Origin of the sequence: Pseudomonas sp. C 49-2, from assembly GCF_003970195.1 — a bacterium.
In the GTDB taxonomy this organism is placed as follows: Bacteria; Pseudomonadota; Gammaproteobacteria; order Pseudomonadales; family Pseudomonadaceae; genus Aquipseudomonas; species Aquipseudomonas canadensis.
This window is the reverse complement of the sequence record NZ_RXYG01000004.1, coordinates 13,461-32,622: the sequence shown is the minus strand read 5'-3', so window position 1 is coordinate 32,622 and position 19,162 is coordinate 13,461. Positions and strand designations below refer to the sequence as shown.

Annotated in this window: 18 protein-coding genes; 10 read left to right on the top strand and 8 right to left on the bottom strand. The window is 60.3% G+C overall.

The window, feature by feature from the left end; translation table 11 throughout:
• Positions 1 to 4: 4 nt before the first annotated feature.
• On the bottom strand, positions 5 to 904 hold the full coding sequence (gene lpxO / locus EJ576_RS09175) for a lipid A hydroxylase LpxO (RefSeq protein ID WP_126570128.1): 900 nt from the start codon (positions 902 to 904) through the stop codon (positions 5 to 7).
• A gap of 291 nt (positions 905 to 1,195) precedes the next feature.
• On the opposite strand from lpxO, the gene EJ576_RS09170 reads away from it, so the two are divergent.
• Positions 1,196 to 1,582 carry a TIGR03067 domain-containing protein gene (locus tag EJ576_RS09170; protein ID WP_126570126.1) on the top strand — a complete coding sequence of 129 codons (387 nt, stop codon included), beginning with the start codon at positions 1,196 to 1,198 and terminating at the stop codon, positions 1,580 to 1,582.
• Positions 1,583 to 1,590: 8 nt separating this feature from the next.
• Here EJ576_RS09170 and EJ576_RS09165 read toward each other — a convergent pair whose 3' ends face one another.
• Positions 1,591 to 2,403 carry a bifunctional 2-polyprenyl-6-hydroxyphenol methylase/3-demethylubiquinol 3-O-methyltransferase UbiG gene (locus EJ576_RS09165; RefSeq protein WP_126570124.1) on the bottom strand — a complete coding sequence of 271 codons (813 nt, stop codon included), beginning with the start codon at positions 2,401 to 2,403 and terminating at the stop codon, positions 1,591 to 1,593.
• A gap of 154 nt (positions 2,404 to 2,557) precedes the next feature.
• Between EJ576_RS09165 and EJ576_RS09160 the strand changes: the two genes are divergently transcribed.
• From EJ576_RS09160 to EJ576_RS09150, 3 genes are all read left to right on the top strand, one after another.
• On the top strand, positions 2,558 to 3,796 hold the full coding sequence (locus EJ576_RS09160; protein WP_123477823.1) for an MFS transporter: 1,239 nt from the start codon (positions 2,558 to 2,560) through the stop codon (positions 3,794 to 3,796).
• A gap of 142 nt (positions 3,797 to 3,938) precedes the next feature.
• Complete coding sequence (locus tag EJ576_RS09155; RefSeq protein ID WP_028616043.1) at positions 3,939 to 5,525, top strand: ABC-F family ATPase; 1,587 nt, start codon at positions 3,939 to 3,941, stop codon at positions 5,523 to 5,525.
• 154 nt (positions 5,526 to 5,679) lie between these two features.
• Entirely contained in the window at positions 5,680 to 6,855 is a 1,176-nt protein-coding gene (locus EJ576_RS09150; protein WP_123477263.1) for an MFS transporter, read from the top strand.
• On the opposite strand, the gene EJ576_RS09145 is transcribed toward EJ576_RS09150, so the two are convergent.
• The 3 genes from EJ576_RS09145 to EJ576_RS09135 all read right to left on the bottom strand — a co-directional run bounded on the left by EJ576_RS09145 (position 6,849) and on the right by EJ576_RS09135 (position 9,771).
• Positions 6,849 to 7,886 carry a dienelactone hydrolase gene (locus EJ576_RS09145; RefSeq protein ID WP_028616041.1) on the bottom strand — a complete coding sequence of 346 codons (1,038 nt, stop codon included), beginning with the start codon at positions 7,884 to 7,886 and terminating at the stop codon, positions 6,849 to 6,851. The two genes, EJ576_RS09150 and EJ576_RS09145, sit on opposite strands and share 7 nt — an antisense overlap.
• 227 nt (positions 7,887 to 8,113) lie before the next feature.
• The gene (locus tag EJ576_RS09140; protein WP_122726835.1) at positions 8,114 to 8,725 is read right to left on the bottom strand and encodes an FMN-dependent NADH-azoreductase; all 612 of its coding nucleotides are present in this window, start codon (positions 8,723 to 8,725) and stop codon (positions 8,114 to 8,116) included.
• Between the two features lie 119 nt (positions 8,726 to 8,844).
• On the bottom strand, positions 8,845 to 9,771 hold the full coding sequence (locus tag EJ576_RS09135; protein WP_122726833.1) for an AraC family transcriptional regulator: 927 nt from the start codon (positions 9,769 to 9,771) through the stop codon (positions 8,845 to 8,847).
• Between the two features lie 158 nt (positions 9,772 to 9,929).
• Here EJ576_RS09135 and EJ576_RS09130 point away from each other — a divergent pair, with 158 nt between their 5' ends.
• The 3 genes from EJ576_RS09130 to EJ576_RS09120 are packed head-to-tail and all read left to right on the top strand — an operon-like array spanning position 9,930 to position 12,630.
• Positions 9,930 to 11,309: an NAD-dependent succinate-semialdehyde dehydrogenase gene (locus EJ576_RS09130; RefSeq protein ID WP_126570122.1), complete on the top strand. Its 1,380-nt coding sequence runs from the start codon at positions 9,930 to 9,932 to the stop codon at positions 11,307 to 11,309.
• Between the two features lie 59 nt (positions 11,310 to 11,368).
• Positions 11,369 to 12,277: a LysR substrate-binding domain-containing protein gene (locus EJ576_RS09125; RefSeq protein ID WP_122726828.1), complete on the top strand. Its 909-nt coding sequence runs from the start codon at positions 11,369 to 11,371 to the stop codon at positions 12,275 to 12,277.
• Positions 12,274 to 12,630, top strand: a complete 357-nt coding sequence (locus EJ576_RS09120; protein WP_123477255.1) for an MmcQ/YjbR family DNA-binding protein — start codon at positions 12,274 to 12,276, stop codon at positions 12,628 to 12,630. The genes EJ576_RS09125 and EJ576_RS09120 overlap by 4 nt, the downstream gene beginning before the upstream one ends.
• 362 nt (positions 12,631 to 12,992) lie before the next feature.
• On the opposite strand, the gene EJ576_RS09115 is transcribed toward EJ576_RS09120, so the two are convergent.
• Together EJ576_RS09115 and EJ576_RS09110 are read right to left on the bottom strand one after the other, a co-directional pair.
• Complete coding sequence (locus EJ576_RS09115; protein ID WP_122726823.1) at positions 12,993 to 13,376, bottom strand: DUF1294 domain-containing protein; 384 nt, start codon at positions 13,374 to 13,376, stop codon at positions 12,993 to 12,995.
• Positions 13,373 to 14,203, bottom strand: coding sequence for an undecaprenyl-diphosphate phosphatase (locus EJ576_RS09110; protein ID WP_122726821.1), 831 nt, complete (start codon positions 14,201 to 14,203; stop codon positions 13,373 to 13,375). Before EJ576_RS09110 ends, EJ576_RS09115 begins: the two co-directional genes overlap by 4 nt.
• Before the next feature lie 218 nt (positions 14,204 to 14,421).
• Between EJ576_RS09110 and EJ576_RS09105 the strand changes: the two genes are divergently transcribed.
• The 3 genes from EJ576_RS09105 to EJ576_RS09095 all read left to right on the top strand — a co-directional run bounded on the left by EJ576_RS09105 (position 14,422) and on the right by EJ576_RS09095 (position 17,262).
• Complete coding sequence (locus EJ576_RS09105; RefSeq protein WP_122726819.1) at positions 14,422 to 16,056, top strand: methyl-accepting chemotaxis protein; 1,635 nt, start codon at positions 14,422 to 14,424, stop codon at positions 16,054 to 16,056.
• A 127-nt stretch (positions 16,057 to 16,183) separates the two neighbouring features.
• Positions 16,184 to 16,747: a nicotinamide riboside transporter PnuC gene (gene pnuC, locus EJ576_RS09100; RefSeq protein WP_016977988.1), complete on the top strand. Its 564-nt coding sequence runs from the start codon at positions 16,184 to 16,186 to the stop codon at positions 16,745 to 16,747.
• Positions 16,744 to 17,262 (top strand): AAA family ATPase, encoded by a 519-nt coding sequence (locus EJ576_RS09095; protein ID WP_126570361.1) that lies wholly within the window; start codon positions 16,744 to 16,746, stop codon positions 17,260 to 17,262. The genes pnuC and EJ576_RS09095 overlap by 4 nt, the downstream gene beginning before the upstream one ends.
• 136 nt (positions 17,263 to 17,398) lie before the next feature.
• On the opposite strand, the gene ggt is transcribed toward EJ576_RS09095, so the two are convergent.
• A complete protein-coding gene (ggt, locus tag EJ576_RS09085; protein WP_095016062.1) occupies positions 17,399 to 19,123 on the bottom strand; it encodes a gamma-glutamyltransferase in 1,725 nt (574 codons plus the stop codon).
• Between the last annotated feature and the right edge of the window lie 39 nt (positions 19,124 to 19,162).

The following is a 19,162-nucleotide window of genomic DNA, read 5'->3' as shown; positions in this document are numbered from 1 at the left end:
ACACTCAGATCAGCAGGAAAATCGCCGCCAACCCAGCAAAGATCGCCCATTTTTCCAGGTAGTAGCGCGTACGATTGCGCTTTTTCAGCTCTTTACCGCGCAGACGAATCTTGTACAGGCGCGTGAACGCGCGGTTGAGCCCACCGGTCTTGTCACCGTCATCGTTGGGCGAACCTGCAGCCGCCATCACGTTACGGCTGAACCAGCGGTTGAACGCAGCGGCCCAGCGGTACTTCATCGGGCGCTCGACGTCGCAGAACAGAATGATGCGGTTCTGCTGCGTGGTGTTTTCGGCGTAGTGGATGTAGGTCTCGTCAAACATTACCGGCTCACCGTCACGCCAGTAGTAGTTTTCGCCATCCACATTGATGTAGCAGCCGGGGCCATTCGGGGTATCCAGGCCCAGGTGATAGCGGTACGAGCCGGCATACGGATCACGATGGCGTACCAGTTTGGAACCGGGTGGCAGCTCGGCGAACATCGCGGCCTTGATCGAACCGATGCTTTGTACCAACTCAGTGGTGCGCGGGCACAGCTTCATCGCTGACGGATGGCTGTCGCCATACCATTTGAGGTAGAAACGCTTCCAGCCCGACTTGAAGAACGAGTTGAAACCCACGTCGTTGTATTGGTCCGAGCGCTTGATCTCGCCGGCACGCATCAAGTTCTGCCCTTCCAGGCGGATTTCTTCCCAGTGTTCCTGGAGCGGGCTCAGGTCAGGGAAATCGCTGGGCGACAGATACGGCCGGCTGGGCAGTTTGGAGAAGAGGTAGAGAAAGCAGTTGATCGGCGCCAGAAAGGTCGAATGATCACTGAGCTGGCGGCCCAGCTTGTGCCGCACCCGGCCACGCAGGTGTACATACGCAATCGAGGCAACGTAGAGAACAACAATGATGAGTTTCAAGAGATTTCGTCACATGTCAGAAGAGAACAGGCTGCTCCTGCGTGCCCACAACGGCCGAGGTTGGATAGCAGCACCTGAAATCACGATTCACACAATCGGCTCGACCGGCTCAGTGACAACCCGGTTCGTGGCCCTTTGCTAGTTATTTAGCCACAGGTTGTAACTAAAAGTTAACTAGGAATTGTGAAAAGCTGTCTTGTGAATGTGATGCGCAATCAGCGCTCAAATGATAAAAATGCGCCGCTTTGGCGTCGCCATCGACGATTCACCCTTCAGCAAAAAGGAATTTGTATGTCATCCGTTACAGATGCGGACTTTCAAGCCCTCCAAGGTGCGTGGGAGCAGACGTCACTCGAAGACAGCGGCATGCTCAACCCCATCGATGCCCACAGTGCCCCTGGCGCGATCACCACGATCAGTGGCGACTGCTTCGAAGTGAAGACTGTCAGCGGCGAGGTGTTGCTGGCAGGACGTTTTTTCCTGGACAGCAGCACCGTGCCAAAGAGCATTACCTGGATTGACTCCATGGGAGATGACGCAGGTAAACACTTGCCCGCCAGCTATCGCCTTGACGGTGATGAATTTGCATTCATTGCAGCCGACGAAGGTATGCCCAGGCCAACCATTTTCAGTACGGGCCCAGGGCAAACCATGCGCACGTTCCTGCGACGCCACTGAAAAGCCCCTCAATCGGGACGTTTGGTGGCAGTCAACGTAAAACACATCGGCAATTGCGCAGGCTGCTGCTCGTACTGGTCGTACACCTCTTCGCGGTTGGAATGCGGATACTCCTGCAGGTGGCTGATCTGCAACTGTGCGCAGATCGCGGCAGTGATCACGTCGCCCAAAGTGTGCACGTACCAATAAGAAGTCGGCCCAGCAACCTCGCCCTGGCCTTCGTAGACAATTGACTCCTGCAGCACAAACGGCTCGCGCTGAAAGTAGGAACTGGCCGGCAGGAAAGGGTTCTGCGCCCGTGGATCAAACACCTCCAGGAACGGGTGGGTTTCATACATCACCAAGGTGCCACCGGGCTTCAAGGTGCTGGCGACATGGCGCATGAACTGCCCCACATCCGGCATCCAGCCCAACACGCCAATGGTCACCAAAGCGATATCGAAGCGCGCCTGCAACTCTTGCGGCAACTGGTGGATATCACTTTCTATAAACTCAGGGTTGTGCGGTGAGACCTCGGCCAGTTCACGGGCCTGTTCCAGAAACGCACGGGATTGATCGACGCCCACCACCGAACGCGCGCCCAGGCCGTACAGCGAAAGGCTTTCGCGGCCATTGTTGCAGCACAGTTGCAGCACATCCTTACCGTCCACGCCCACTTCTCGCAACACGCCGGTCAGCGTGGGGTCCAGGCAAGAAAAGTCAGCCGCGCCGACACTGTTGAGCAACGCGCTCCAAGTGTCAGTGGCTTTGTGCAAGTCGGCGGATTGGTCCCAGGCGTCCTTGTTGCTGGCAATCGCCTGTTGAGCTGAAGGCATGTCCATTGCTTCTCCAAGTATTCACGAAAGCGGGGGTCAGAAAATAAGCCAAGTGCCCTCGGATTAAAACCCGAGCAGCGCACGAAACTTAACGCAGGCCCCACAGGTCATTAACGCAATGCGTGTTCAGCCCTTGAACGCCATCTCCGAAGACCGCGCCGTGGCCAAACACTCCGATCTGCGCAACACCTTGTCCCTGGACAGCCTGAACTTCTTCCTGGCGGATGTGCGCGACGGCCTCGGCCCCTATCTGGCCATTTATTTGCTGGCCGTACACAAATGGGACCCGGCCAGCATCGGCGTGGTCATGACCCTGGCAGGCATCGCTGCCCTACTCACCCAAGGACCGGCGGGTGCACTGATCGACCGCACCCGCAGCAAGCGCGCGGTAGTCGCATTGGCCGCCATCGTGGTAACCGGCAGCTGCCTGCTGCTGCCCTTTGTCAGTTCCTTCAGCCTGGTGGCGTTGACCCAGGCCGCCAGCGCCGTCGCCGCGTCCGTATTCGCACCGGCCATCAGCGCGATCTCCCTGGGCATTACCGGGCCACGCGCGTTCACCCGCCGTACCGGGCGCAACGAAACCTTCAACCACGCCGGCAACGCCGTGGCGGCGCTGTTGGCCGGCGGCTTGGCGTATCTGTTCGGGCCGGTGGTGGTGTTCTACCTGATGGCGTTTATGGCGGTGGCCAGCGTTATTGCGATCAGTTGCGTGTCGGCTGAGGCGATCGACCATGAAGTCGCCCGAGGTTTTGACCCGGAGCATCACACTGACCACGAACAACCCTCCGGTATCCGCGTGTTGCTCGCCAACCGCCCACTGCTGCTGTTCGCCATCTGCTGTGCCCTGTTCCACCTGGCCAACGCCGCGATGCTACCGCTGGTCAGCCAGAAACTCTCGCAGATCAACCTGCAGATGGCCACGCCGCTGACGTCGGCATGCATCGTCGCCGCGCAATTGGTAATGGTACCGATGGCTTGGCTAGTCGGGCTCAAGGCCGACATCTGGGGACGCAAGCCCTTGCTGATGGCTGGCTTCATGATCCTGCCGCTGCGTGGCGTGCTCTACACGCTGTCCAGCGATCCGTACTGGCTGGTGGCCGTGCAGATGCTCGACGGCATCGGCGCCGGGATCTTCGGTGCGCTGTTCCCGGTGATCGTCAAGGACCTGACCCAAGGCACCGGACGTTTCAACGTCAGCCTGGGCGCCCTCTCCACCGTCTTCGGCCTGGGCGCGGCATTGAGCAGCAGCCTGGCGGGTTTCGTGGTGCAACAGGCCGGCTACAACGCGGCCTTCCTGACCCTGGCCGGCGTGGCGGCGCTGGCGTTGGCACTGCTGTGGCTGGCGATGCCGGAGACCTTGGCAAAACCATCCTTCGCCGGACATACAACTGTCGCCTGACATATGCGACAATGCGCGCCAAATTCCAACACACATCCAAAATTTTCTGCTCAGCGACCGGGTTTCGCGCCTTGATGTCGCTGTTGACGCATGCCTGAAGGCTCCTGCCGCCACGCTCGCAACCCATTGATAGGTAAAGTAATTGATCTCCACAGCTAACATCACCATGCAGTTCGGCGCCAAGCCGCTCTTCGAGAACGTCTCGGTCAAGTTCGGCGCCGGTAACCGTTATGGTTTGATCGGTGCCAACGGTTGCGGCAAGTCGACCTTCATGAAAATCCTCGGCGGCGACCTCGATCCGTCCGGCGGCCAGGTCATGCTGGAGCCGAACGTACGCTTGGGTAAACTGCGCCAGGACCAGTTCGCCTACGAAGAATTCACCGTGCTCGACACCGTGATCATGGGTCACGAAGAGCTGTGGAAGGTCAAGGCCGAGCGCGACCGCATCTACTCGCTGCCGGAAATGAGCGAAGAAGACGGCATGGCCGTGGCCGAGCTGGAAACCGAGTTCGCCGAGATGGACGGCTACACCGCCGAATCCCGTGCCGGTGAGCTGCTGCTGGGCCTGGGTATCCCGTTGGAGCAACACTTCGGCCCGATGAGCGAAGTGTCTCCAGGCTGGAAACTACGCGTATTGCTGGCCCAGGCGCTGTTCTCCGATCCTGAAGTGCTGTTGCTCGACGAACCGACCAACCACTTGGACATCAACACCATTCGCTGGCTGGAAAACATCCTGACCCAGCGTTCCAGCCTGATGATCATCATCTCTCACGACCGTCACTTCCTGAACAGCGTGTGCACCCACATGGCTGACCTGGACTACGGCGAGCTGCGCCTGTTCCCGGGCAACTACGACGAGTACATGACCGTAGCGACCCAGTCCCGCGAGCAACTGCTGTCGGACAACGCCAAGAAGAAGGCGCAGATCTCCGAACTGCAATCCTTCGTCAGCCGCTTCTCGGCCAACGCCTCGAAAGCCAAGCAGGCCACTTCCCGTGCCAAGGCGATCGACAAGATCCAGCTGGCCGAAGTCAAGCCATCGAGCCGCGTGAGCCCGTTCATCCGCTTCGAGCAGAACAAAAAGCTGCACCGTCAGGCAGTCATGGTCGAAAAAATGGCCAAAGGCTTCGACGGCAAGCCGCTGTTCAAAGACTTCAGCTTCCAGGTTGAAGCTGGCGAGCGCGTGGCGATCATCGGCCCGAACGGTATCGGCAAGACCACCCTGCTGCGTACCCTGGTCAACGAATTGACCCCGGACGCCGGCAGCATCAAGTGGACCGACGCTGCAGAACTGGGCTACTACGCCCAGGACCATGCCCACGACTTCGAAGACGACGTGACCCTGTTCGACTGGATGGGCCAGTGGACCCAAGGCGAGCAAATGATCCGTGGCACCCTGGGTCGCATGCTGTTCTCCAACGACGAGATCCAGAAGTCGGTGAAGGTGATTTCCGGTGGTGAGCAAGGCCGCATGCTGTTCGGCAAGCTGATCCTGCAAAAGCCGAACGTGCTGATCATGGACGAACCGACCAACCACTTGGACATGGAGTCCATCGAGGCGCTGAACCTGGCGCTGGAGAACTACCCGGGCACGCTGATCTTCGTCAGCCACGACCGTGAGTTCGTATCGTCCCTGGCCACCCGCATCATCGAGCTGAGCGCCACAGGCGTGATCGACTTCAGCGGCACCTATGATGATTACCTGCGTAGCCAGGGTGTAGTGTTCTAAGCACCGCGCGCCGAATAAAAAACCCCGTCCTATGACGGGGTTTTTTATTGATGCATACCCTGTAGGAGCCCGCCCGAGTTTATCGTTAGGCAGCTTCCTTTTCTCTCCTCCCCTTGCCATGATGCCCTCACCGCCCGCCCGCGAACGAGTGCCCATGCCTGCCGCCGCCCCCAGCTCCCTGTCGATCACCTTGCAGATCGTCTCCATTGTCTTCTATACCTTCATCGCGTTTATCTGCATCGGCCTGCCAATCGCGGTGATTCCTGGCTATGTGCATGAGCAACTGGGTTTCAGCGCCGTGGTGGCCGGGGTTACGATCGGCTCGCAATACCTGGCGACCTTGCTCAGTCGGCCCATGGCCGGGCGCATGTCGGACAACGTCGGCACCAAGCGCGCGATTGTGTTGGGGTTGGCGGGGATTCTGGTCAGCGGCGTGCTGACGTTCTTTGCGACATTGCTACAGAGCATGCCCGCCTTGAGCCTGGGCATTCTGATCGTCGGCCGACTGTTGCTGGGTGTGGCTCAAGGGCTGATCGGCGTGGGCACCATCAGTTGGTGCATGGGCGCGGTGGGCGCGGAACACACGGCACGCTCGATCTCCTGGAACGGCATCGCGTCCTACGGCGCCATCGCCATTGGTGCGCCGCTCGGCGTGGTGATGGTGGCTGAATACAGCTACAACAGCCTCGGCATTGCACTGGCCGTATTGTCCGCGCTGGGCCTGGTACTGATCCGCAATAAACCCTCAGTGCCGGTAGTGCGCGGTGAGCGTTTGCCGTTCTGGGCGGTGTTCGGGCGTATCGCACCCTTTGGCGCCAGCTTGTGCCTGGCCTCCATTGGCTACGGCACCCTCACCACCTTTATTACGCTGTACTACCTCAATCGCGGCTGGGCCGGTGCGGCGTACTGCCTGACGGTGTTTGGCGTGTGCTTTATCCTGTCGCGGTTGGTGTTTATCTCTGCCATCAGCCGGTTTGGCGGCTTTCGTGCCGCCATCGCCTGCATGACCATCGAGACCCTGGGCCTGACGCTGCTATGGCTGGCGCCATCGACGGGCGTGGCGTTGATTGGCGCAGGGCTGACCGGTTTTGGCTTGTCGCTGGTGTACCCGGCGCTCGGCGTGGAAGCCATCAAGCAGGTGCCCAATAGCAGCCGAGGTGCAGGCCTGAGTGCTTACGCGGTGTTCTTTGATTTGGCCCTGGCGATTGCAGGACCGTTGATGGGCGCCGTGGCACTGAACCTCGGCTATGGTTGGATCTTCTTCTGCGCCGCGCTGTTGTCGGTGACGGCCTTGGGCGTGACCGTTCTGCTCAAGCGTCGCGCTTACTGATCTGCCGTCTGCATCCCGGCGCGGGTGGATTGGCCGAGTGTGTGGCTGAAAAATCGCCCCGCCTCGGAAATCAGGTCACGGTGAATACCTTCGCGGTCGACACCATCGGCATCGGTGCAAATCGCGGGCATGGCCGCCAACTGATCGCTGTCACACGGCGCCATGAACACGAAGTGCCCTGCCCCGGCCAATAGCTTGAAGTCCGGCGGTTCCGGCAGTTTGCGCGCCAGCGCCGCAGCGTTCTTGTCCACGGCCACCAGCTTGTCGCCGTCGCCACTGTAGAGCAGCACCGGCACATGCACGTCGGCCAGGGTGTGACGGCCGAACATCAGGCTCAACGGGGCCATCAACATCAACGCATGAATACGCGGATCGGATTGCGGTTGCAGGTCGTCGCGGTCCACCACCAGTTCGCCTTTGGTGGTGCAGGCGTCACGGTCTTCCGGGCGTTCCTGGCAGTAGCGGCGCAGGCGGTCGAAGTCCGGCTTGGCCCCCGCCAGGATCAACGCCGTTTCGCCGCCCGCTGAATAACCGATCACGCCCACCTGATCCACATTGACGAACGGCGATAGCATCGGGTCGCCCAAGGTGGCGGTGATCGCTTCGGAAATCTGGATCGGCCGGCCATACAGGTTACTCACCGTGCCCAGGCGGCTGTGGTCTTTGTAGTTGTCGCCAGGATGCAGCACTGCCACCACCACAAAGCCTTTGCGCGCCAGCGAGGTGGCCAGGTCGTGCAAGGCCAGCGGCGTGCCGGTGTTGCCGTGCGACAGCATCAGCATCGGGAAACGGCCGATGGCAATCTTGGAATCTTCCGTGGCGGCGACGCGATAGGCGCCCAGCGGAGTGCTGTGCTCAAGCCCGGTGGAGGGATAGAAGGCGATGGCCTTCATCGGCTGCAAATCCAGCGGATCAAGGAAGGTCATGCGATGGAAGCCCACACTCCAATGGGGGTGCGGCGCAGGTGCGGCGTGCACTGAAACCAGGCCACCGAGCAAGGAAAGAACCATAACAGCACAAAGACGCATCATGAGGATGTCCACCTTTGCTGCATAAAGACCAGCATGTCGGGTTGAAAGTCCATGGTTCAAGGCGCTCGACCGGGTGATAAACCCATGCGTGCATAACCTGGGCCAAAGTAATGACAGCGGGTAAACGAAAAAACTCCGTAGTCCGGTCGTTTTGAGGCGATCAGAATACAGAGTTTAGACGTCCCGTTTCAGAATGAAACGGTGAAAGTCAGGGTTTTACCTAAGCTTTACGCAGCCGCGAACAATTGTTCGTTGATGAGTACGTTGGCGTCGCTCAGGGACTTGCTGCGGAACTCATCGCCATACGCCAGGCCGTGGGCGCGGACGAATTCGATGTCGGTGATGCCGAGGAAGCCCAGCAGCACTTTCAGATAATCTTCATGGGCCACGCCGGTCGCTTGGCCGGCGTGCAGGCCGCCCGACGTCGACACAACGATGACTTTCTTGTTGCCGCACAGGCCTTCGGGGCCGGCTTCGGAGTAACGGAACGTTTGGCCGGCGACGGCGATGCGGTCGATCCAGGCTTTCAATTGAGTCGGGATGGTGAAGTTGTACATTGGGGCGGCGATGACCACCGCGTCGGCGGCGAGGAATTCAGCCAGGGTCTTGGCGCTGAGCTCAGCTTCATGTTGCTGCGCAGCGCTACGCTGATCAGCCGGAGTGCCCAGGGCGCCCAGGGTTGCGCCGGAGAAGTGGTTGAAGCCTTCGGCGGCCACGTCACGGTAGGTCACTTCCACGCCCGGCTCAGCCGCTTGCCAAGCCTTGACCACACCAGCGCTGAGCTGACGGGACGCCGAGTTGTCGCCGAGGATGCTGGAATCGATATGCAACAGTTTCATGTGGGATCTCCAAGTGAGGATCGCGACGTGGCGATCAAGTGGGGTTGATCCTACAGATGATTCGAATGAACGATTAGACAGCTGAAATGCGACTGTTTGTCCTGCTGGCAGGACAATGCTCAGTGCGACGACACATAGATCGACGCCGACGTCGGCGCGGGCAAAGCGTAGGTACGTTTCATCCACTGGATCTCTGCCTGGGGCGTGCGCCCAAAAAAGCGTTTGAACTCGCGGCTGAACTGCGAGGCGCTTTCGTATCCGACCTGAGCACTGGCCGTGGCGGCGGTAATATCGCTGCGCAGCATCAATAGGCGCGCCTGGTGCAAGCGCGTTGACTTGAGGTACTGCATCGGCGAGGTGTCGGTGACGGTGCGAAAATGCGCGTGAAAGCTCGGCACACTCATCATCGCCTCCCGAGCCAGCACTTCTACGTCCAGGTGCTGGTGATAGCACCCATGGATCTTGCGAATCGCACGCGCCACCTTGCCGAACTGGCCCTGGCGATTCAGGGCCGCGCGCATCGAACCACCCTGCTCGCCCGTCAGGATTCGATAGTAGATCTCGCGCATCAAGGCCGGCCCGAGAATCTGCGCATCCATCGGCACGCTCATCGCTTGCAGGAAGCGCAGCAATGACTCACTGAGCCGGTCATCCATGGGTGACGAATACATGCCCCGTGGTTTGGCCTCGATCAATTGGGGGAAGTCATCCAGCGCCACCATCAGCTCCGCCGCGAGGGTGAAGTCCAGGCGCAGGTACACCGCGAGCATCGGCTCGGCTTCACTGGCGTCGGTCTCCATGGTGAAGGGCACCGGCACCGACACCACCAGGTAGTGCTGGGCGTCATACAAGTAAACCTCATCCCCCAGGTAACCACGTTTTTGCCCCTGGCAGACAATCACGATGCCGGGGTCGTACAGCACCGGGACCCGATGTAATGGGCGATTGGAGCGCAGGAAACGCACGTCATCCAGTGTGCTCAGGTTATAGCCTTCCACAGGCGCTAAAGCGCCCATCAGCTCGATGATTCTGCCTGTGCGATCCATGGCTGCTGGCCTTTGCGTAAAACGCCACGTTAACGCGCAATCCGCCAAGAGGCTACGGACTAATAGGAATAGGCAATCAGCACATTGGAATGGATATTCGCTCGAATACCGCACTTGCGTAGCCTGAAACAGCACTTTCAGCCCTCGGAGATCTCCCCATGCTTATCGTCTACAACCCTGCCAACGGTGAAGAAATCGGCCGTGTCGCCAAGAACACCGCAAACGAGGTCAAGGCTGCCGTCGACCGCATCTGTGTCGCCTTCCCTGACTGGTCCTCCAAGCTTGCCAAGGAACGCAGCGACATCCTGCGCCGCTGGCACGACGCGGTAAAAGCCGACAAGGAAGCCTTCGCCGAACTGCTCTGTCGCGAAAACGGCAAGTGCCTGAGCGAAGCCCGCGGCGAAATCGACTACGGCCTGGGCTTTATCGAGTGGTACGCCGAAGAGGCCAAGCGCGTGTACGGCGACACCATTCCCACTCACGACCGCAATGCCAATGTGATGGTGACCAAGGAAGCCATCGGCCCCGTCGCCGCCATCACTCCGTGGAACTTCCCGTTCATGATGATCACCCGCAAGGTCGCCACGGCGCTGGCGGCCGGCTGCACCATGGTGATCAAACCCGCTGAAGACACCCCACTCACCGCCCTCAAGTTGCTCGAGTACGCGCGCAAGGCCGGGATTGAGGAAGGCGTTCTGGAAGTGGTGGTGGGCGACCCGAACGAAATTGGCCCGATCCTGACCGGTGACCCACGCATCCGCAAAATCTCGTTCACCGGCTCCACCGGCGTCGGAAAGTTGCTCGCCGCACAATGCGCTGCCAGCATCAAGAAGATGACCCTGGAACTGGGCGGCAATGCGCCGTTTATCGTGTTCCAGGACGCCAACCTCGACGAAGCGGTGAAAGGACTGGTCAGCGCCAAACTGCGCAACTCCGGCCAGGTGTGCATCTCTCCAAACCGCATCTTCGTGCAACACAGCATCCTCGAGGATTTCATCAAGCGTTTGAAGCGCGCCGTGGCCGAGATCGAAGTGGACCAAGGCTTGCGTGAAGACTTTGTGGTCGGACCAATGATCAATCAACTGGGCTTCGATAAGGTGACGCGCCTGGTGGCAGACGCCAAGGCCGCCGGGGCCAAGGTGTTGATGGGCGGCAAGCCCCACGCCAAAGGCGGTCTGTTCTACGAGCCGACGGTATTAACTGGCTTGCAGGACGATTCTCCCCTGGCGACCGAGGAGATCTTCGGCCCGGTGTTCGCTATCTATTCGTTCAAGAATGAAGCCGAAGTGATCAACCGCGCCAACCAGACCGAATTCGGCCTGGTGGCCTACGCCTACACCAGCGCACTGGGACGGTCGTTGCGCCTGTCGCGCCAGTTGGAGGCCGGCATGGTGATCCTCAACTCAGGATCAGTGGGCACCGCTTCCGTGCCGTTTGGTGGCATCAAACAGTCCGGTTACGGCCGTGAAGGCAGCTATTACGGCATCGAGGAGTATGTGCACGTGAAGTACGTGTTGATGGCCGGCGCACATTTGTAGTGGATTTGCCCTCGTCAGACGCGGATAGTTCGTCCCACTGACAGGACAATAGGTTGCCCATGCAAGACCTCAACGACCTCTACTATTTCGCCAAAGTGGTGGAAGCCGGTGGCTTCGCCGCCGCCGGCCGGCTGCTGGGGATTCCCAAGTCGCGGCTGTCGCGGCGCATCGCCGAGCTGGAAGAACGCCTCGGTGCGCGGCTGCTGCAACGTACTACACGCCAACTCACCCTCACCGCCGTCGGCGAGCGCTACCTGCGGCATTGCCAGGCGATGCTGCTGGAAGCGGAAATGGCCGATGAGGCGGTCGCCAGCATGTCCAGCGAGCCCCGTGGACGGCTGCGGGTCAGTTGCCCGGTGGGCATGGCCCAGCACATCCTGCCGGAATTGGTGGCCGGGTTTCTGGCGGCTCACCCCCAGGTGCAACTGGAGATGACGCTGGTCAACCGCCGCGTCGATCTGGTCGCTGAAGGCATCGACGTCGCCTTGCGGGTGCGCGAATTGGGGGACGAGGACCCGCTGCTGGTCACCAAACGCCTGCGTCAAGCCCAGACGGTGCTGGTGGCCAGCCCCGTGCTGATGCACGGCCGCCAGGTGGCGACCCTTGAAGATCTCAAGCAGCTACCCATCCTGGGTGCGTTGGAGGCGGATCGCCTGGTGCATCAACGCATCCTTGACCCCCAGGGCAACACCCACGACCTGGCGATGGAAGCACGGCTGGGTATCGACGATTTCATCGTGCGCAAGGCCAGCGCCATCATGGGCCTGGGCTTTACCGTACTGCCGATGATGTATTGCGAAGAGGAATTGGCCAACGGCCGGTTGGTGCAACTCCTGCCGGAGTGGTCCTTGCCCGGCGGCTGGTTACAGGCGGTGTACCCGCATCGTCGTGGCGTGTTGCCGGCCATTCGTGCCTGGATCGATTATCTGGAAGAAGGTTTCAAAGGTTGTGGAGACCGCCTGCTATGAAGATGACCGAAGAACAAGTCGCCGCGTTCTGCCTAAGCCTGCCGGGCGCGCGGGAGGACTATAAATGGGGCGGTGTGCGCGTATTTTCGATTGCGGGCAACAAGATGTTTGCCCTGCAGAACCTGCGGGGTGAGTCGTTGGCGTTCAAGGTCGACAAGGAGTTGTTCCTCGGCCATGTGGACCGCCCGGGCATTCACCCGGCGCCGTACCTGGCGCGGGCGCAGTGGGTCATCATGAATACGCCGTATCCGCTGGGTGCTGAGGAGTTGCGTGGGTTGTTGCGGCGTTCTCACCAGCTTGTCGTCAGCAAGTTGCCCAAGCGTACGCAGATTGGGTTGTTGCTGGACGATTGACGCAATCGCACCTAGGTATCTAAGTGAATATCGGTTGCTCTGCTTTTGATTTGCTTTTGATCTCAGGCGCCCCGTCAACCACGCTGGCCGGAGTGAGGGCACACCGAGCCTAGGCGAGGTGCCGAGTGGTGGGGCGAAGCGTTTTTGGTTACTTTTGGCGCTCTTCCAAAAGTGACCCGCCGTAAGGGCGGAACCAATATCAGCCGTTACCAAATAAATGGATATGTACTCCGATCTCAGAACTCTAGCGCCTGACACATAGCTTTCGCGGGCAAGCCCGCTCCCACATTTTGATCTATTACACCTGATACAGCTCGGTCGACCATCAGAGCAAGCTCCCTCACCACAGGTCTGGCCCAAGCCTAGAGCACTGAAAGCAAGGTGCCCCCCAGGACCAACTGATCCAGCCAGAACACCTGATGCAGCAACACAATCACCCAAAACAACACCTGGTAAGACACCTTGCGCGTCTTGTGCCGGAACACCTGCTGGGCAATCAACGCCCCCGGCCATCCGCCCGCCAGTTCCACAGCGTGCAGGATATTTTCCGGGGTGCGCCAACTGTCGGTGCGCGCCTTGCGCTTGTCGCTCCAGTAAAGGAAGAACGCGATCACGCTGACCACGCCATAAGCCGCCAGCGGAATCACAGTCTCGCCGCGCTGCCACACCAGCACCGAGCCGAGCAACGGCGCTGCGCACAGCAGCACGAAGATCGCCGCCTTCAGGCGGGGGTGCTGGATCATCATGCCTTGGCGGCCGCCCAGTCGATCCAACCGAACTGCCAGGTCGCCAGGATCAGCAAACCGAACGCAATGCGGTACCACGCAAACACCGCGTAGCTGTGGCTGGCAATGAATTTGAGCAAGCCCTTCACTGCGATCATCGCGAAGATGAACGAGGTCACAAAGCCAATGGCGAACACCGGCAAGTCCGCAGGCTGGAACAGGTCACGGTACTTGTAGCCCGAATACACCGCCGCACCGACCATGGTCGGCATCGCCAGGAAGAACGAGAATTCGGTGGCGGTCTTGCGCGACAGCCCAAATAGCAAGCCACCAATGATGGTCGAGCCGGAACGCGAAGTCCCTGGGATCATCGCCAGGCACTGGGCCATGCCGACCTTGAGCGCGTCTTTCCAAGTGATGTCATCGACGGTTTCGGCATGCACTTCATGCTCGCGGCGCTCGGCCCACAACATGATGACACCACCCACCACCAACGCCGTGGCTACGGTGATCGGGTTGAATAGGTAGTGGTGAATCAGGTCGGCAAAAATCACCCCCAGCACCACCGCCGGCAGGAAGGCGATCAGCAGGTTGACGGTAAACCGCTGGGCCTTGCGCTGGGTCGGCAGGCCGCTGACCACTTCGAAAATCTTGCCGCGAAACTCCCACACCACCGCCAGAATCGCGCCCAGCTGGATAATGATGTTGAACGCATTGAAGCGATCGCCGGTAAAGTCGAGCAAGTCGGCGACGATGATCTGGTGGCCGGTGCTGGATATCGGCAGGAACTCGGTCAGCCCCTCCACAACGCCAAGAATCAATGCCTGTATGGCGGTCCAAAAATCCATGCTTCCCCCAAAGGTCTTGCGCTATGGCAAGCCTCGTTAATCTTTTTAATGGTTCACTGACGACAAGACGCGGTGTTGAGTTTCAACCCCGACCTGCAAAAATCTTGTGAAAAATCAGACAGTACTCAGGTTTTCCGAATACAGGCCGAAAGCCTATCAGACAAGGCGGAAAAGTCGATGCAGCACCCACAATTATAAAAGCACGGAGTGACAGGACGATGAACAGTTTGCGCAATATGTCGATCAGCCGGCGCCTGTGGCTGATCCTGATAGTCGCCGTGCTGATGCTGCTGGCCTTGGGTTTGCTGATGCTCAAGCAGATTCATGACGACCTGTACCAGGCCAAGAGCCAGCAGACCCAGCACGTAGTCCAGACCGCCAGTGGGATCCTGACGTTTTATCATGGCCTCGAAACCACGGGCGTGATGACCCGCGAAGCCGCCCAGAAGCAAGCCTTGAGCGCGGTGCGTGGCTTGCGTTACGACCATGACGACTATTTCTGGATCAATGACCTCACGCCCGTGATGATCATGCACCCGGCCAACCCCAAGCTCGACGGCCAGAACCTCTCGGCCATCCGCGACCCTGACGGGTTTGCCGTGTTCAACGAGTTCGTGATCCTGGCCAAGGCCAAGGGCGCCGGCATCGTCAACTATCGTTGGCCAAAACCGGGCGCCGAAGCGCCGGTGGCCAAGACCTCGTATATCCAACTGTTCGAACCGTGGGGCTGGATCATCGGCTCCGGTGTGTACGTCGACGATGTGCAGGCCGAGTTCAGCGGCCAGGTCTGGAAAGCCTCGTTCATCGGCCTGGGGATCGCACTGGTGATGGCGCTGCTGGTCTCACTGATCGCACGCAGTATTGTGCGGCCGTTGCAGGACGCGGTGAACGCCATGGGTAACATCGCCAGCGGCGAAAGCGACCTGACCCGCAGCCTCGATACCCACGGTCAGGACGAAGTCACCCAACTGTCCCGGCATTTCAACAGCTTCACCGCCAAGCTGCGCCAGGTAGTGGGCCAATTGCAGGTGTGCGCCAATGCACTGGGCCAGTCGTCCCAAGAACTGGGCAGCAACGCGACCCAGGCCCATGACCGCAGCCAGCAACAATCCCAGCAGATGGAACTGGTGGCCACCGCCATCAACGAAGTCACCTACGGCGTGCAGGACGTGGCCAAGAACGCCGAACACGCCGCCAGCGAAATGCGCGACGCCCAGGCTCAGGCGCAGCAAGGTCAAGTGAATATCGACGGCAGCCTGCAGCAGATTGACCAGCTCTCCAGCACCATCAGCCAGGCAGTGGAGGTGATTCGCACCCTGTCTGCGGAAAGTACCCAGATCGGCAGCGTGCTTGAAGTGATCCGCTCGATTGCCGACCAGACCAACCTGCTGGCCCTCAACGCCGCGATTGAAGCAGCCCGCGCCGGTGAACAAGGACGTGGCTTCGCCGTGGTGGCCGATGAAGTGCGGCTTTTGGCCCAGCGCACGCAAAAATCCACTGCCGAAATCCAGGGCATGATCGAACGCCTGCAAGGCCACTCGGAAGCCGCGGTCAAGGTGATCAGCGACAGCCACAGCGCCTCGCAACTGACCATCGAACAAGCCGGCCAGGCCGGGGCCAGCCTGACCGCCATCGGCCAGGCGCTGCGCAACCTCAATGGCCTCAATGCCTCGATTGCCAGCGCCACCCTGCAACAGGCCCACGTGGTGGAGGACATCAACCAGAACGTCACCCAAGCCGCGGGCTTGTCCCACAGCACGGCGTTGGCGGCAGAACAGTCGAGTGTGGCGAGTGTGCATCTGCGTGGCCTGAGCGAACAGCTCGACGGCCTGCTGCGCCAATTCAAGGTCTGACCCTGTGGTGAGCGGGCTTGCCCCGCTCACCACAGAAGCCCGCTCACCACAACCACAGCAGTTAATTCCTACGCCAATCTTCTTTGGTTACAATCACCGCCCTCTTCCACTCTCCCAAGGAACCACCATGTCCGGGCTTGAACTGTTCGCCGCCGCCCTCGGGGTGATTGCCGTGTGGCTGACCGTCAAGCAAAACCCCTGGTGCTGGCCCATCGGCCTGGTAATGGTGTTGCTCTACACCTGGGTGTTTTTCGACGTGAAACTCTATTCCGACATGCTGTTGCAGGTGGTCTATGCCGCCTTGCAAGTCTACGGCTGGTGGCAGTGGACACGTGCCGGCGAGGTCAAGCAAGGGCGCCAGGTCAGCAGCCTCGGCGTGCCAGCGATCATGGCCAGCCTGGCGGTGGGCGCAGTTGGCAGCCTGTTGCTCGGCGCCGCTATGGCGCACTGGACGGATGCCGCCCAGCCCTGGCTCGACGCCGCCCTCACCGGCTTCAGCCTGGTGGCGCAGATGTGGATGGCGCAGAAACGCGTGCAGTGCTGGCCACTGTGGATCGCCGTGGATGTGATCTTCGTCGGACTGTTTCTCTACAAAGGTCTCTACCTTACCGCCGCGCTCTACGCGCTGTTCACCGTGATTGCCGTGCAAGGCTGGCGCGAATGGCGCGCCGACCCGGCGTTGCACGCATGAAGGTGGTGGTACTGGCCGGCCCGGAGTCCAGCGGTAAAAGCTGGCTGGCGGCGCAGTTGCAAGCGCATTTTGGCGGCTTGGTGGTGGATGAATACGTACGTTATTTCATCGATCATCATCAACGCGACACCACCCTGGCCGACATCCCGGCCATCGCTCGTGGCCAACTGGCCTGGGAAGACGCCGCCCGCGCCCAGCAGCCGGGACTGTTGATCCTCGATACCCATCTGCTGACCAACAAGCTCTGGAGCCAGACCCTGTTCGGCGACTACCCGGCCTGGCTCGACAGCGAACTGCTGGCTCGTCATTACGACCTGCACTTGCTGTTGTCACCAGATGATGTGGAATGGACGGCCGACGGCCAGCGCTGCCAGCCGCAACTGGCGGATCGCCAGGCGTTTTTCCAGGAAAGCCTCGCGTGGATGCAGCAGCATCAACAGGCAGTCGTGGTGATCAAGGGGAATTGGGAAGAACGCCGAGTCGCGGCCTTCAAGTCCGTAGAAGAATTATTGTAGTGAGCGGGCTTGTCCCGCGCTGGGGGGCGAAGCCGCCCTAAAACCAAACACCGCGTTCTGACTGGCAGACCGCGGTGTTTTTATTGGGGCCGCTACGCAACCCAACGCGGGACAAGCCCGCTCACTACAGCGGTGCTTAGTAGCCCAGGGACAGGCCCGTGTTGCGACGCGGGTCATTCGCGCCATAGAAGCGGTTGTTACCCACCGGCTTGCCACCCAGGGACGGCGCACCGACCAGGATCGCCGCCAGGTGGTTGGCATCCTGAGGCCCGGCAAACTTGTGGCCCCAGCTTTCAAGGATCTTCTGGGTGTCCGGGCTCACCGCAAAGGTTTCCAGGTTGGTGGTTTCCGGCATCCATTGCTGGTGGAAACGCGGCGCATCCACGGCTTCCTGGATGTTCATCTTGTAGTCGATGACATTCAGGATGGTCAGCAAGGTCGCGGTAATGATGCGACTGCCACCCGGCGTACCGACCACCATCACGGCCTTGCCATCCTTGGTTACGATGGTCGGGCTCATCGACGACAGCGGCGCCTTGCCTGGAGCGATGGCGTTGGCTTCACCCTGGACCAGACCGTACATGTTCGGCACGCCGACCTTGACGGTGAAGTCGTCCATTTCATCGTTGAGGATCACCCCGGTTTTGCTCGCCATTACGCCCGCACCGAACCAGTCGTTGAGGGTGTAGGTGACCGACACCGCGTTGCCCCACTTGTCGACGATGGAATAGTGGGTGGTGTTATTGCCTTCATGGGGCGACACGCCTGGCTTGATCGCCTGGGAGTCACCGGCTTTTTGCGGTTCGATGGCGTCGCGAAGTTTCGCCGCGTAGTTTTTGTCCAGCAGGTGCTCGATCGGGTTCTTCACGAAGTCCGGGTCGCCGAGGTAGCTGTTGCGGTCCACGTAGGCGTGGCGCATGGCTTCGATCTGGTAGTGCAGGCCCTGGGCCGAGTGATAGCCGAGGTCGGCCATCGGGTAACCTTCGAGGATGTTCATGATCTGGCAGATCACTACGCCGCCGGAGCTTGGAGGCGGTGCCGAGACCACGTGGTAGCCACGGTAGTCGCACTCGATGGGCGCCAGTTCGCGGGTCTTGTACTTGTCGAGGTCAGCCTGGGTGATGATGCCTTTGCCGGCCTGGCTGGAATCGACCAGGGCCTTGGCCACCCAGCCTTTATAGAAACCGTCGCTGCCCTTGGCCGAGATTTCCTTGAGGGTCTTGGCCAGGTCTTTCTGCACCAGCTTCTGGCCGACCTGCATCGGCTGGCCGTTGTGCAAGAAGATCCCGCGCATGTCCTTGTCTTTTTCGAACTCGCCGGTGGCGGTGTGCAACAGGTCGATATCGCCCTGCTCCAGCTCGAAGCCGTTCTCCGCCAGTTTGATCGCCGGGGCGATGACTTGGGCGCGCTTGAGGGTGCCGTATTTGCTCAGGGCCAGCTCCATGCCCGAGACAGTGCCGGGCACACCAACGGCCAGGTGGCCCTTGGCGCTGAGGCCCTCAATGACATTGCCGTCTTTGTCCAGGTACATGTTGGCGGTGGCCGCCAGCGGGGCTTTCTCGCGGAAGTCGAGGAAGGTCTTGCGCCCGTCCGCCAGTTGCACGGTCATAAAACCACCGCCGCCCAGGTTACCCGCCGCCGGGTACACCACGGCCAGTGCGTAGCCCACGGCCACCGCCGCATCGACCGCATTGCCGCCGGCCTTGAGCACATCCACGCCGACATGAGTTGCCAAATGCTGAGCCGTCACCACCATGCCATTTTCACCGGCCACCGGGGCCTGGGAAGCGGCGTGTACACCACTGACCGTCAACACCAGGGCGGTGGCTATCAAGGTACGGCTGAAGGGTTGGTATTTCATCCATGGCTACTCTAGTTATTGAGACGCACCAAAATAGCC